Annotated in this window: 15 protein-coding genes; 14 read left to right on the top strand and 1 reads right to left on the bottom strand. The window is 36.0% G+C overall.

All coding sequences use genetic code 11. The features are described 5' to 3' along the window. The first annotated feature begins 52 nt into the window (after positions 1-52). The gene (cmk, locus tag FDO66_RS14415) at positions 53-730 is read left to right on the top strand and encodes a (d)CMP kinase (protein ID WP_141433353.1); all 678 of its coding nucleotides are present in this window, start codon (positions 53-55) and stop codon (positions 728-730) included. Positions 731-935: 205 nt separating this feature from the next. Then, positions 936-2,075 carry a 30S ribosomal protein S1 gene (gene rpsA, locus FDO66_RS14410; protein ID WP_141433352.1) on the top strand — a complete coding sequence of 380 codons (1,140 nt, stop codon included), beginning with the start codon at positions 936-938 and terminating at the stop codon, positions 2,073-2,075. A 314-nt stretch (positions 2,076-2,389) separates the two neighbouring features. On the opposite strand, the gene FDO66_RS14405 is transcribed toward rpsA, so the two are convergent. Further along, positions 2,390-2,527 (bottom strand): YpzI family protein, encoded by a 138-nt coding sequence (locus FDO66_RS14405; RefSeq protein WP_141433351.1) that lies wholly within the window; start codon positions 2,525-2,527, stop codon positions 2,390-2,392. A gap of 103 nt (positions 2,528-2,630) precedes the next feature. Here FDO66_RS14405 and FDO66_RS14400 point away from each other — a divergent pair, with 103 nt between their 5' ends. The 12 genes from FDO66_RS14400 to FDO66_RS14345 all read left to right on the top strand — a co-directional run bounded on the left by FDO66_RS14400 (position 2,631) and on the right by FDO66_RS14345 (position 13,576). Beyond that, positions 2,631-3,239, top strand: coding sequence for a YphA family membrane protein (locus FDO66_RS14400; RefSeq protein WP_141433350.1), 609 nt, complete (start codon positions 2,631-2,633; stop codon positions 3,237-3,239). Further along, complete coding sequence (locus FDO66_RS14395; RefSeq protein WP_141433349.1) at positions 3,236-4,132, top strand: YIEGIA family protein; 897 nt, start codon at positions 3,236-3,238, stop codon at positions 4,130-4,132. Before FDO66_RS14400 ends, FDO66_RS14395 begins: the two co-directional genes overlap by 4 nt. Next, positions 4,129-4,314, top strand: a complete 186-nt coding sequence (locus FDO66_RS14390; protein WP_141433348.1) for a capping complex subunit for YIEGIA — start codon at positions 4,129-4,131, stop codon at positions 4,312-4,314. The genes FDO66_RS14395 and FDO66_RS14390 overlap by 4 nt, the downstream gene beginning before the upstream one ends. Before the next feature lie 372 nt (positions 4,315-4,686). Then, positions 4,687-5,997: a ribosome biogenesis GTPase Der gene (gene der, locus FDO66_RS14385; protein WP_141433347.1), complete on the top strand. Its 1,311-nt coding sequence runs from the start codon at positions 4,687-4,689 to the stop codon at positions 5,995-5,997. Further along, positions 5,978-7,069 (top strand): NAD(P)H-dependent glycerol-3-phosphate dehydrogenase, encoded by a 1,092-nt coding sequence (locus FDO66_RS14380; protein WP_395939790.1) that lies wholly within the window; start codon positions 5,978-5,980, stop codon positions 7,067-7,069. Before der ends, FDO66_RS14380 begins: the two co-directional genes overlap by 20 nt. Positions 7,070-7,514: 445 nt before the next feature. Further along, positions 7,515-7,715: a DUF2768 domain-containing protein gene (locus FDO66_RS14375; RefSeq protein ID WP_141433346.1), complete on the top strand. Its 201-nt coding sequence runs from the start codon at positions 7,515-7,517 to the stop codon at positions 7,713-7,715. 283 nt (positions 7,716-7,998) lie between these two features. Beyond that, a complete protein-coding gene (locus tag FDO66_RS14370) occupies positions 7,999-8,652 on the top strand; it encodes a hypothetical protein (RefSeq protein WP_258535737.1) in 654 nt (217 codons plus the stop codon). 214 nt (positions 8,653-8,866) lie between these two features. Continuing rightward, positions 8,867-10,345 carry a stage IV sporulation protein A gene (gene spoIVA, locus FDO66_RS14365; protein ID WP_141433345.1) on the top strand — a complete coding sequence of 493 codons (1,479 nt, stop codon included), beginning with the start codon at positions 8,867-8,869 and terminating at the stop codon, positions 10,343-10,345. 392 nt (positions 10,346-10,737) lie between these two features. Continuing rightward, positions 10,738-11,010 (top strand): HU family DNA-binding protein, encoded by a 273-nt coding sequence (locus FDO66_RS14360; RefSeq protein WP_141433344.1) that lies wholly within the window; start codon positions 10,738-10,740, stop codon positions 11,008-11,010. Positions 11,011-11,237: 227 nt separating this feature from the next. Beyond that, entirely contained in the window at positions 11,238-11,801 is a 564-nt protein-coding gene (gene folE / locus FDO66_RS14355; RefSeq protein ID WP_141433343.1) for a GTP cyclohydrolase I FolE, read from the top strand. Between the two features lie 240 nt (positions 11,802-12,041). Further along, positions 12,042-12,863 carry a heptaprenyl diphosphate synthase component 1 gene (locus FDO66_RS14350; protein WP_141433342.1) on the top strand — a complete coding sequence of 274 codons (822 nt, stop codon included), beginning with the start codon at positions 12,042-12,044 and terminating at the stop codon, positions 12,861-12,863. A gap of 5 nt (positions 12,864-12,868) precedes the next feature. After that, complete coding sequence (locus tag FDO66_RS14345; RefSeq protein ID WP_141433341.1) at positions 12,869-13,576, top strand: demethylmenaquinone methyltransferase; 708 nt, start codon at positions 12,869-12,871, stop codon at positions 13,574-13,576. Positions 13,577-13,617: the final 41 nt, after the last annotated feature.

Below are 13,617 nucleotides of genomic sequence, written 5' to 3'. Positions count from 1 at the left end.
CCTTTATAACCACTTTGGAGTATTTTCGCCACCATTCGTTACAGGAGGATTTATGAACAAAAAAATATCAATTGCAATTGATGGTCCTGCAGCAGCAGGAAAAAGTACAGTGGCGAAAATCATTGCAGAAAAACTTTCTTATATCTATATTGATACAGGAGCAATGTATAGAGCATTAACTTATAAAGCTCTCACAAACCATGTTAATATTGAAGATGAAAATGGATTAAAACATCTATTGGATGATACAAAAATCGAGCTTTTTCCGAGTGAATCAGGTCAAATGATTTTTCTAGATGGCACGAATGTCACAACTGAAATAAGAATGGCACAAGTGACAAACTCTGTTTCAATTGTAGCAAAGCACAGGTTAGTAAGAGTGGAAATGGTACAGCGCCAGCAAAGCTTTTCAAAATCTGGTGGGGTCGTGATGGACGGAAGAGATATTGGAACGTTTGTATTACCGAATGCAGAGGTGAAAGTTTTCTTATTAGCTTCGGTAGAAGAAAGAGCAGTGCGAAGACATGAGGAAAATTTACGAAAAGGTTTTCCATCGGATTTAGATCAATTAAAAAAAGAGATTGCAAAAAGAGATAAACTAGATTCAGAGCGTGAAATAGCACCATTAACAAAAGCAGAGGACGCCGTTGAAATAGACACAACCAATCTTTCAATTGAATTAGTAGTCGATAAAATAATGGGGCTAGTTTACAGCAAGGCTAACTTGTAATATTTTCATGTTCATTAAAAATCATGTACAATACATGTAAGGTAAGTGAGCTTTCTTACTTGACAAAAAAGGCCATTTGTAAGAAGTTAAAAAGAGATATTATTTGAATTTTCTTTATTCTTAAAATGAAATCTTCAATTTATTGTGCTGAACACATCCTATAAATGAATGGTAGGAGCAGTCATTGGATTAAGGAGGAATACAAATGTCTGAAGAAATGAATCATGTAGAAGTGAAAGTTTATGAAGTTGGAGACATTGTAAAGGGTCAAGTTACAAAAGTAGAAGAAAAGCAAGTAATCATTAATATTTTTGATTGCAAGCTAGACGGGATTATTCCTATCAGCGAATTATCTAGTCTGCATATTGAAAAATCGAGTGATGTCGTTACAGAAGGCGATGAACTTGAGCTGCAAGTATTGAAGGTAGAGGAAGAAGCATTAATATTATCAAAAAGAAAAGTTGATGCCGAGAAAGCTTGGGAAAAGCTTGAAGAATCTTTTAATGAGCAAGAAGTGATTGAAGCCGAAGTGAAGGATGTCGTTAAAGGTGGATTAGTCGTAGATTTAGGCGTCCGTGGATTTGTTCCAGCATCTTTAGTGGAAGCGTATTTTGTAGAGGATTTTTCAGAGTATAAAGGCAAAACCATCTCATTTAAAATTGTTGAGCTTGATAAAGAAAAGAATCGATTAATCCTTTCTCATCGAGCTGTGGTTGAGGAAGAAAAAGGGAAGAAAAAGCAGGAGTTGTTAAATTCTTTGCAGCCGGGTCAAACTCTAGATGGGACTGTTCAAAGAATCACAGACTTTGGTGCATTTGTTGATATTGGCGGCATTGATGGTCTTGTTCATATATCTCAATTATCGTATGAGCATATTGACAAACCAACGGAAGTTGTGGAAGAAGGGCAAGAAGTAAAGGTAAAAGTATTAAGTGTAGATCGCGATAATGAACGCATTTCCTTATCTATTAAAGAGACTTTACCAGGACCTTGGGAAAATATATCTGAGAAAGCGAAAAAAGGAAGTACATTAGAGGGTATTGTAAAACGAATTGTCTCCTACGGTGCATTTGTTGAAGTATTCCCTGGAGTTGAAGGTTTGGTGCATATTTCTCAAATTTCCCATAAACATATTGGAACTCCACACGAAGTTATAAAAGAAGGGCAAGCTGTGAGTGTCAAGGTTCTTGAAGTTAATGAAGCAGAGCAGCGCTTATCATTAAGCATTAAGGAACTAGAAGAAAAAGAAGCCGAAGAAGTGTTAGACTATGAACTTCCTGAAGAAACAAAAGGCTTTCAGCTCGGTGAGATGATTGGCGACCAATTAAAAAATTTAAAAAAATAGAAAGAAAAGCGAAGGCGCCTTGAACAGCCCTGAAGAAAAATGTTCTCATGACTCAAAAAGCGTTTTTTGCTTTTAGAGGCATGAGGTTATTTTTCACAAGGGCTAGGCGCTGTAGCTAGACAAAAGAAAAACGGCCGATTAAGAACGCCACGTCCTTATGTCTTCGTCGGCACTAGTACGTCCTGTACGTCGGAGGTGCCCTGATCAGCCCTAAAGATAGACACCAGTCTTCTTTCAAAAAGTTATATATTCTTATACGTTAACAAAGAAGCTCTTTCATCTTTAAGAGCTTCTTTTTTTGTCTTCTCTTCTCTTTATTTATTATCATTTAAATTTCTTGCTTCTCCTGGGCTGGAAAGCTTTGTAGCACCAGGATAATGAAGGGCTTGATCTCGATCTGATTCAACCCTTCTGCTTTGCTTTAATTTGTATTCTTGACGGTCTTTACCCACTTTAACACCTCCTTTCATTAGCATGGATGTTGAAAAAAAGATTATTCAAAAAGTTTAATGTACATAACATACAGCCATAATGGAAATAATAGGAGGTAGTCAGATGGAAGGCGTCTTATTTTATTGGTTTTCTTGGATTTTTTGGGTCGTCACTACTTTTTTTTACAATAAAGAGAACCCAAATCGATATAAATTCTCATTTATCATTCTAATGCTCATAAGTCTCTCTGGATTCACTTTTTCAATAGGAATGGTGAAAGTAACAGGAGCTGTTCTGTTTCTGCTATTCGTTATTTATATAGAGTCGTTTAAGTTAGGGAAAAGAAAAATATTTTTGTTTTTTATGCATTCTTTTATTATCATGATCTTTTTTGTTGCTTTTCATTTAATTGAGCTTTATGACCCAATCTGGTTTATTTTCAATAGAAACTGGATGTTATCGTTGTTTTTGGTTGTCCTTGCAGCTTTTCTTGAAGAAGAGCGCCACTTAAGAATATTAGTTCTATTTTTTGGTTCAATTTATGGAGATTTTTTCTATCGCCTTATTCTAAAAAACCATTCCATTTCTTATACAATTGGATCACTGTCCTTCCTTGATATATTAACTATGACATCAATTTTGTTCATAGCATGGAATGGACTTTATAGCTTTATATCTGTTATCGAAAAGCATTTTAATCAGCGTGAAGGAGAGAAACACAAACTAACATGAGCGATATAACATTATCAATCGTATTTAGTGTAGTCATAGGAACGATTACAAGATTATATTTGCTTGTATCTGATTATAGACAATATCCAACTTATCTACATGGGAAAATCATCCATGTTGCAATAGGGTTCATTGCGGCTGGATTAGGAGCAGTTGCTGTTCCATCCATTGTGAAAGAGGATTTCACTGCTGTTACCTTTTTGACGCTTGCAGCTTCTCAATTTCGAGAAGTTCGGAATATGGAGCGAAACACACTAACTGAGCTTGATAGCTATGAATTAGTTCCAAGAGGGAAAACCTATATTGAAGGAATTGCCATTGCATTTGAAAGCAGGAATTATCTCGTTATATTTACTTCTTTTCTTTGTTCTATTAGCTTTCTTTTTTTTCATTTATGGGGTGGGATAGTAGCAGCCATTGTGGCAATTATCATTTGCAAAAAACTAATGACTGGTGGGCATTTAAAGGATATTGTTCAAATTGACTATGTAGAGCCTAAATTTATTGGGGCTGGTTTATATGTGGATAATATTTATATTATGAATATCGGATTGAAAGAGCGACAAAAGGAAGTCCTTGAATATGGGATGGGTTTTATATTAAGTCCGAAGAATTTCAACTCACGCTCTACCATTGCAAATTTAGGACAGAGACAAGCGATTCTTCATGATGTATCAACGGCTCTTGGTGTATATCGTGATTCAGGCACCCCTGCGCTTGTGCCGCTTGCGAAAAGAGATCTTGGAAATGGAAAAATTGGTGTATTTGTTTTACCTCAAGAAAAAAATATAGATAAAGCTATAAAAATCATTGGTGCTGTTCCAACGTTAGAAAATGCCATCAGAATGTCTAAAGCTCCGCTATCAAAAAAGAAAGGTGGGGGAACGTTATGACGCTCGAAAAGTATATTCTTGCTGTGCTTACGACAAATCCAAAAAAAGCACCGAGTGGGACAACGGTTTTTCATTGTGAAGATAGAATGGAAATGGAAGGGATTGCCGCTAATTTAGAGGCGATTTTAGATGGAATTGCCCATTCAATTACAGAAGAAATATATGTTATTGTAAAACATTAAAGAATAAAATAGTTAGTTATTAATAATTTTGAGAGCTATGTATCGACGTCCAGTTTCGATGTACAGGATGTACGAGTGCCGATGTTGCCACAGGACGTGGCGCACTTAATCGGCCAGCACCTAGCCCTTGTGAAAAATAACCCTTTGTCTCAAAAAGCAAAAAGCGCTTTTGGAGCCAAATGAACATTTTTCTTCAGGGCTGATCAAGGAGCTTGCACTTTTGTTCTTGCGATGAAGTGATCTCTTTGGTAGACTTATTAAGTTGAGCCCTTCTACATGATAAGAAGGGTTTCTTTTATCAAAAGATACAAAAAATGACATAATAAATTTTTATTTTGTATAGATAAGGATTAAGATGAAAGGGTGAATGCTATGGCAAAACCTGTTTTAGCAATTGTAGGTCGACCGAATGTAGGGAAGTCGACTATTTTTAACAGAATTGTAGGAGAGCGAATATCAATTGTAGAAGATATTCCTGGTGTGACAAGAGATCGTATATATAGCTCAGCAGATTGGTTGAATTATGATTTTAATATCATTGATACCGGTGGGATTGATATTGGAGATGAACCTTTTTTAGAACAAATTCGCCAACAAGCTGAAATTGCGATTGATGAGGCGGATGTCATATTATTTTTAACAAATGGAAGAGAAGGTGTAACTTCTGCAGATGAGGTCGTTGCAAAAATCCTGTATAAAGCAAAAAAACCAGTTGTGTTAGGAGTTAATAAAATTGATAATCCAGAGATGAGGGAGCAAATTTATGAGTTTTATTCTCTTGGGTTTGGAGAACCTTTTCCAATATCAGGTTCTCATGGATTAGGACTTGGAGATCTTTTGGATGAAGTTGCGAGTCATTTTCCTAAGTTCGATTCAAAGGATTATGAAGATGATGTAATTAAATTTTCACTAATTGGTCGCCCGAATGTTGGGAAATCATCACTAGTTAATGCCATCCTAGGCGAAGACAGAGTTATCGTCAGCAATATAGCTGGGACGACAAGAGATGCGATTGATTCGGTTGTAACCTATAATCGTCAAAAATATGTCATTATTGACACGGCTGGGATGAGAAAAAAAGGGAAAGTTTATGAGAGTACGGAAAAATATAGCGTGCTAAGAGCATTAAGGGCGATTGAACGATCCGACGTTGTACTTGTGGTTATTGATGGAGAAGAAGGAATTATTGAGCAAGACAAGCGTATCGCAGGATATGCTCATGAAGCTGGAAGAGCAGTTGTCATAGTTGTCAATAAGTGGGACGCAGTCGAAAAGGATGAGAAAACGATGAAGGAATTTGAACAACAAATTCGTGAGCATTTCTTATTTTTAAGCTATGCTCCAATCGTATTCTTATCTGCTAAAACGAAAAAAAGAATTCATACATTGATTCCAATGATTAATACAGCCAGTGAAAATCATGCAATGAGGGTTGAAACGAGTGTTCTAAATGATGTCATTATGGATGCTGTAGCTATGAATCCGACACCTACTGATAAAGGAAAACGCTTGAAAATCTATTATGCAACACAGGTTGCTATTAAGCCACCTTCTTTTGTCATATTTGTAAATGATCCTGAACTCCTTCATTTTTCATATGAAAGATTTTTAGAAAATCGAATTAGGGAAGCATTCGGTTTTGAAGGAACACCAATCAAGATATTTGCAAGGGAAAGAAAATAAAGAAGGTGAAATTGTGGATAAGCATAAAGAGCAAATCGCTGTATTAGGGGCAGGGAGCTGGGGGACAGCTCTATCTATGGTGCTTGCTGATAACGGTCATGATGTAAGGATCTGGGGTAAACATGCACAATTAATGGAAGAAATAAATGAAAAGCATATGAATAGTAAGTATCTTCCAGAAATTGTTTTACCATCTTCAATTAAAGGATACACATCCTTGGAGGAAGTATTGGCAGGAGTAAGGACAATTATTTTAGCTGTTCCAACTAAAGCCATTAGGGAAGTTGTAAGAAACATTGCTGAGGTTCAGAAGGAGCCAATAACGATTGTACATGTGAGTAAGGGGATAGAACCTGGCTCTCTTCTTAGAATTTCTGAGATGATAGAAGAAGAACTGCCAGCAAGTCTTCTTGAATCTGTTGTTGTATTATCTGGACCAAGTCATGCGGAAGAGGTTAGTCTCCGGCAGCCTACAACGGTTACAGTTTCATCAAATAACATGGAAGCAGCTGAAAGAATTCAAAGCTTATTCATTAATCAAAATTTCCGCGTTTATACGAATCCTGATATCATTGGTGTGGAGATTGGCGGTGCTCTAAAAAATATTATTGCTGTTGCGGCAGGGATCACAAACGGGCTTGGTTATGGTGATAACGCAAAGGCTGCTTTGATTACCCGTGGCTTAGCGGAAATTGCTCGTTTGGGGACGAAAATGGGGGCTAGTCCGTTAACCTTCTCAGGGTTAACTGGGGTAGGTGATTTAATCGTAACATGCACAAGTATCCATTCTCGTAACTGGAGGGCTGGTAATTTAATTGGCCAAGGCCGCCCGCTGCAAGAAGTATTAGATAATATGGGAATGGTTGTTGAAGGTGTTCGGACCACGAAGGCTGGTTATCAGCTTGCTCAAAAGTATAATGTCATGATGCCTATTACTACAGCTCTTTATCATGTGCTTTTTGACAACCAAGATCCAAAAGATGCTGTTGATGCATTAATGACACGTGGCAAAACGCATGAAATGGAAGATTTAACAAATGTATTGGAAGATCGAAATGATCAATTGCAATAATATTTTAGGAAAAATAGGCATTTGAGGATACAGTTAGCTGCATTAAGGCATACAATGCAACGAAGCGACCTGGTCAATAGAACAGGGGTTAGAATATTTAGTCGTATAAGCTTAGAGTCAAGGATGGCCCCATCTTGTCTCTAGGCTTTTATTCGGTGTCGTTTAGGGGGAAGCTACATATTGCCTTGACTTCTATAATCGGCCTTCTCCTAGCGGCTTGGTGGGTTATAAGCCATTATCCGAATGTCATAAGGATTTCTTGGAGAAAGAGACTTATGTTTAACTCGGTGTTCAAGGAACTTGTGCTTTTTAAGAAAAATAGAGAGAAGGATTTTTCCTTTATATCTGTTAATTTTCATTTTTGGTATGATATAATTTCAGAAAAAGGATTTCCATTTCATAGATTCATATTTTTTGTTAACGCTTTCTTACTTGAGGTGATATGATGTCAGAGGGATTAATGAAAATGTGGATTTCATTTATTGCGATGGGCTTTATGTTACTGTCTATTTTGTTTATCTATCTAAGTAGATATAAATTATCCAATCGCCTTTTGAAATTTTCTTTAGCCTTGTTTGCCTACCTTCTTATGGTCCTCTCCGGCATTATCATTTTACTAATTGTATTTTCCGGTCCTGTTAATTAGTTATGATTCTACTAAGAAAAGCGGAAGCGCCCTTGCTCATCGACGTAAAGTGCTGGACTGAATCGAGTGAGATATAGGAGAGTCGAAGGACGTTAGTCGTTCGTTCTCGACTTATCGTAGACGAGGTGAGGGAAGCACTTATAGTCGAAAGGGTGCTGGAGCTAGACACCAGTCTACCTTTCAAAAATTATCTTACCTTTTAATAAAGGAATGGTCCTTCTTGGTAAAAAAAACAAATTACTATCTGATGATATTGATCGCTAGTTTCATTCTTATAGGCTGTATGAATCCAAAAATAAATCAACAAAATCATCAAATTCCTTCAATTGACGAGATTAATACCGTACAAGCTGCTGTCGATCATTACCAAAAAGAAAATGAAGGTTTATTACCAATTAAAACTAAAGATATGAAAACTCCGATTTATGAAAAATATCCCATTGATTTCAACAAGCTTGTTCCTAAATATTTACCTAATCCTCCTGATCATTCTTATGAAATGGGCGGGGTCTTTCAATACGTTCTGATTAATCCAGAGACAAATCCAAAGGTAAAAATATTTGATTTAAGAATTGCCGAGATTATTCGAGATATAACCCTTCGAATTAAGGCACAGGGCTTTCCTCCTTTTAAAGATCAAATTGCTGATAATGTCTATACGATAGATTTTCAGAAACTAGGCTATAAAAAAGATCCTGTAGTTACAAGTCCATATACACACGACGATCTTCCCTTCGTCATTACAAGTAACGCTGAAATTTATGTAGACTATCGAAGTGATATTGTGCATGTGATGAAGACTACACATCAAAAAGCAGATCTCGTAAACATGGATATTAGAACAATTCTTTTAACAAATTCCCTATTTGTTCCCGCTTATTCACTCCCTTATACATTGGATAAACATTTAAATAAGCCAATCTTTTTGGTGAAGTAGTCATAACCCTTCTCTATAAAAATATATTTTAAGAGAAGGGATTTTTTTTACCAAAATGAATGAACAGAATGAAATCAGACAGTTTTGTGATAGTCGCAAAAAAATATAGAAAACAGTCATAACTATCTAGGACAACGTCATACACTTATACTGTCATAAAATAATTATTTGGATAATATTATCCCACTAACTCTACGATTCGGGAGGGGATCGCTTGGAAAAGGTCGATATATTTAAAGATATTGCTGAGAGAACAGGCGGCGATATATATTTTGGAGTAGTAGGTGCAGTTCGCACTGGAAAATCAACGTTTATAAAGAAATTTATGGAACTTGTCGTTATCCCAAATATGGAAAATGAAGCAGATCGGGTACGTACCCAAGATGAATTGCCTCAAAGTGCAGCTGGGAAAACAATTATGACAACAGAACCGAAATTTGTCCCAAATCAAGCAGCAAGTGTACATGTTGTTGAAGGCCTAGATGTTAATATTCGACTCGTGGATTGTGTTGGTTATACGGTGCCTGGCGCTAAAGGGTACGAAGATGAAAATGGCCCAAGAATGATTTCGACTCCATGGTACGAAGAGCCGATTCCTTTCCATGAAGCTGCTGAAATTGGTACGAGAAAGGTGATACAAGAGCACTCGACAATAGGAGTGGTCATTACAACGGATGGGACGATAGGGGAGATACCAAGATCCAATTATCTTGATGCGGAGAAAAGGGTTATTGATGAACTGAAAGAAGTTGGAAAGCCGTTTATTATGATCATTAATAGTGCTCAGCCTTACCATCCTAATACCGAAAAACTACGCAGTAAATTGTCTGAAGAATATGATATTCCTGTATTAGCAATGAGTGTAGAGAGCATGCGAGAATCAGATGTTTTAAATGTCATGCGTGAAGCTTTATATGAATTTCCTGTTCTAGAAGTTAACGTGAATCTACCAAGCTGGGTTATGGTGCTAAAAGAAAACCACTGGCTTCGCGATAGCTATCAAAATGCAGTAAAGGAAACCGTGAAAGATATAAAAAGACTTCGTGATGTTGATCGAGTTGTTCATCACTTTAACGATTTTGAATTTATTGATCGTGCGGGACTAGCAGGAATAGAAATGGGGCAAGGAATAGCTGAAATTGATCTTTTTGCTCCTGATGATCTTTATGATGAAATCTTAAAAGAAATCGTTGGGGTTGAAATAAGAGGGAAGGATCATTTATTAGAGCTGATGCAGGATTTTGCGCATGCTAAAATGGAATATGATCAAGTTTCTGAAGCGTTGAAAATGGTTAAACAAACAGGCTATGGCATTGCATCTCCTTCATTAGCAGATATGAGTCTGGATGAACCGGAAATTATTCGCCAAGGCCCTCGGTTTGGCGTTCGATTGAAGGCTGTAGCTCCATCTATTCATATGATTAAAGTTGATGTAGAATCTGAATTTGCACCTATTATAGGGACGGAAAAACAAAGTGAAGAATTAGTCAGGTATTTAATGCAGGATTTTGAAGATGACCCATTATCTATATGGAACTCAGATATTTTCGGAAGAAACTTAAGCTCCATTGTTCGAGAAGGCATCCAAGCGAAGTTATCATTAATGCCTGAAAATGCCAGATATAAGTTAAAAGAAACGTTAGAAAGAATCATAAATGAAGGATCAGGCGGTTTAATAGCGATCATTTTGTAAAAGAAGGGCTCTGTATAAGAGTCCTTTTTGCTGTTAGCTTTGTTAAAGAATATTGTTAACAAAATACTATAATTTTTCAATATATTCAAGAAAAAGGGTGCAAAATACCCCATTGAAGAAAAGTTTGCCAATAAAACACGAAATTTCCTTGATATGCTGAATTGATTATGATAATCTTTTATCAGACTTAACCATGCAACTGCCTGTAACCCTTATAAATAAAGGATTATTAGTTAAAAAACATTGAAATCTTTTCTTTCTTGTTTTAATATTAGAGCGTGTTCAAACAAAAACACGTTAAGAAGTATAGAATTCAGTAAATTTGTTTACAAATGAAGATAAGAGTTCTTATTTTTAAAGGATGATTGAAATTTTGGGAGGAGGTGAAAGGCATGAACAAGACAGAATTAATTAATGCAGTTTCTGAAGCAAGTGAGCTTTCTAAAAAAGACGCTACTAAAGCAGTAGATGCTGTTTTTGATACAATTTTAAATGCTTTAAAAGATGGTGACAAAATCCAATTGATTGGTTTTGGAAACTTCGAGGTACGTGAGCGTGCAGCTCGTAAAGGACGTAATCCTCAAACTGGTGAAGAAATTGAAATCGCAGCAAGTAAAGTTCCTGCTTTCAAACCAGGAAAAGCATTGAAAGACGCAGTTAAGTAATTACATACAGTGTCATACTCTTGTAAATGAAAAAAACCGCGATTATCGCGGTTTTTTTTCATTATCTTATAAAAAAGCGATTTCACTCAAAACTAAAAACAGCAGGTTTATATTAACTTTCAGAAAAGTAAATGGGTTATTTTAACCTCGCTTTCAATATAAATAAAATGAATATGCAAATATGAAAATGTTATAATAGACAGATAGAGTGTTTAGGAGGAAGAAAGATGTCAAATGTAAACCTCGCTCAGATCGAAGATGCTGTGCGATTAATTATAGAGGCGATTGGGGAAAATCCTAATCGTGAGGGCTTATTAGATACTCCAAAGAGAGTAGCGAAAATGTATGCTGAGGTTTTTTCAGGTTTAAATGATGATCCAAAAGAATATTTTGAAACGGTATTTGGCGAAGACCATGAAGAGCTCGTTTTAGTGAAGGATATCCCATTCTTCTCAATGTGCGAACATCATTTAGTACCGTTTTTTGGGAAAGCACACGTTGCATATAATCCTAGAAATGGAAAAATTACGGGGTTAAGTAAGCTAGCTCGTGCGGTTGAAGCAGTAGCAAGAAGACCACAGCTACAAGAACGTATTACAGCCACAATTGCAGATGCTATACAGGATAAGCTTGAGCCGCATGGAGTAATGGTTGTAATTGAAGCAGAGCATATGTGTATGACCATGCGTGGTGTAAAAAAGCCTGGGGCTAAAACCGTTACCACAGCCGTGCGCGGATTATACAAAGAAGATTCTAAAGCACGCGCAGAAATCCTTTCTCTCATAAAATAATGACTTTGTTTTAAGGGATATATTAATCAAATACTTCAGATGGAGAGTCATCTCCATCTGAATAATCTTCTTTTAGCAAAGAAAAGATCAAGGGCTTAATTATTAGAAATACATGCTAATATGATTATATTTGTTCAATATGTTATAATGTTGAATGCCTTATTTAAAGGGGAAGCTTAATACATAATATAAAACAAAATGCATAACATGAGAAATCTTTGTGGAACAAGGGTGATAAATATGCAAGATATTTACAATTGCATCGATAACATAAAAGAGAAAATAGAGGGAAAAATCTTGCACCCGTATTTACTCCAATATATTGATTCTCCAGTCATTGACGAAGACAAATTATTAATGCTTGTTCTGCTTATGGAGCATGCCAATTTACCAGAAAGTAAAATTCATAACTATGCTTTAACCACAATGCTGATACAAATTGCCCTTGATACCCATGAGATTGTTACAAACTCTAAATTGAATGAGTCCAGCATGAAAACTAGACAGCTAACCGTTCTTGCTGGAGACTATTATAGTGGTTTATATTACAAATCACTTGCAGAAGTGGATGATATCTTAATGATTCGAACATTAGCTGAGGGCATTAAAAATGTAAACGAGCATAAGATCGCACTTTATAGAAAAGTACCAAACGAATTGGAAGAATTAATGAATAGTGTGAAAATGATTGAATCTTCTCTTTTTGAAAGATTAACTGATTATTTTCATTTGTGTGAATGGAACGATGTCATTTTTAATCTACTATTTGTAAAAAGATTAATTGAGGAAAAAAATCAATTCATACATACAGGAACTTCAGTTGTATTTGAAGCTTTAAAGAAATTGTCATTCTCAAAGAGTGATTATAAGGTGAAAGAATTAACCTTTGATCAGAAAAAAAAATTAATGACTATTTGTGACCATTATATCGATTTTGCAAAGCTTATGATTGAAAATGGACTGAAAAAGCTGCCATATATTCGGGAGAGAATGGGGGATCGGATTTTCTCGATCATTAACCAACATCAACCAATGACCAAATCATTTGTGGAAGAAGGATAGGTAATATGCAACAATCGAAAGAAGAACGAGTTCATCATGTTTTTGAAAAAATATATAAGCGTTATGATCAAATGAACTCTCTTATAAGCTTTAGGCAACATAAAAGATGGCGAAAAGACGCTATGAAGCAAATGAATGTGAAACCAGGTTCAACTGCATTAGATGTTTGCTGCGGGACAGCTGATTGGACGATTGCTCTTGCAGAAGCAGTTGGACCAATAGGAGAGGTTCATGGTCTAGATTTTAGTAAAAACATGCTAAAAATTGGCGAGAAAAAGGTGGAACAGCTATTAATGAAGAATGTTCATCTTGTGCATGGAAATGCAATGGAACTCCCTTTTTCAGATAATAGCTTTGATTACGTAACAATCGGTTTTGGCCTTCGAAATGTCCCTGATTATGTTAAGGTTTTAAAAGAAATGCATCGAGTAGTGAAACCAGGTGGTATGATTGTATGCTTAGAGACATCACAGCCTACTAATTTTATTTATAAGAAGATTTATTATATATATTTCCGACATATCATGCCTTTTTTTGGAAAATTCTTCGCGCGAAGCTATAAAGAATATTCATGGCTTCAAGAGTCAGCAAAGGACTTCCCGGGGATGAAAGAACTTGCTAATTTATTTGCTGCAGCCGGAATTGCAGATGTTCGCTTTAAACCATATAACGGTGGAGTGGCTGCAGTTCATATCGGATACAAGCAAAATTAAACTATACATTCTGTATACTAAAGTGAAACAAAACTTAGTGT

Origin of the sequence: Bacillus sp. 03113 (assembly GCF_006546985.1) — a bacterium.
GTDB lineage: Bacteria > Bacillota > Bacilli > Bacillales > Cytobacillaceae > VATK01.
The sequence above is the reverse complement of the archived record's forward strand: the minus strand, read 5'-3'. Positions and strand labels throughout refer to the sequence as shown.

Bases quoted from the DNA above. Each gene is read 5' to 3' on its own strand.
- cmk (WP_141433353.1), top strand. From the start codon at position 53: ATGAACAAAAAAATATCAATTGCAATTGATGGTCCTGCAGCAGCAGGA.
- rpsA (WP_141433352.1), top strand. From the start codon at position 936: ATGTCTGAAGAAATGAATCATGTAGAAGTGAAAGTTTATGAAGTTGGA.
- FDO66_RS14400 (WP_141433350.1), top strand. From the start codon at position 2,631: ATGGAAGGCGTCTTATTTTATTGGTTTTCTTGGATTTTTTGGGTCGTC.
- FDO66_RS14395 (WP_141433349.1), top strand. From the start codon at position 3,236: ATGAGCGATATAACATTATCAATCGTATTTAGTGTAGTCATAGGAACG.
- FDO66_RS14390 (WP_141433348.1), top strand. From the start codon at position 4,129: ATGACGCTCGAAAAGTATATTCTTGCTGTGCTTACGACAAATCCAAAA.
- der (WP_141433347.1), top strand. From the start codon at position 4,687: ATGGCAAAACCTGTTTTAGCAATTGTAGGTCGACCGAATGTAGGGAAG.
- FDO66_RS14375 (WP_141433346.1), top strand. From the start codon at position 7,515: ATGTCAGAGGGATTAATGAAAATGTGGATTTCATTTATTGCGATGGGC.
- FDO66_RS14370 (WP_258535737.1), top strand. From the start codon at position 7,999: ATGAATCCAAAAATAAATCAACAAAATCATCAAATTCCTTCAATTGAC.
- FDO66_RS14360 (WP_141433344.1), top strand. From the start codon at position 10,738: ATGAACAAGACAGAATTAATTAATGCAGTTTCTGAAGCAAGTGAGCTT.
- folE (WP_141433343.1), top strand. From the start codon at position 11,238: ATGTCAAATGTAAACCTCGCTCAGATCGAAGATGCTGTGCGATTAATT.
- FDO66_RS14350 (WP_141433342.1), top strand. From the start codon at position 12,042: ATGCAAGATATTTACAATTGCATCGATAACATAAAAGAGAAAATAGAG.
- FDO66_RS14345 (WP_141433341.1), top strand. From the start codon at position 12,869: ATGCAACAATCGAAAGAAGAACGAGTTCATCATGTTTTTGAAAAAATA.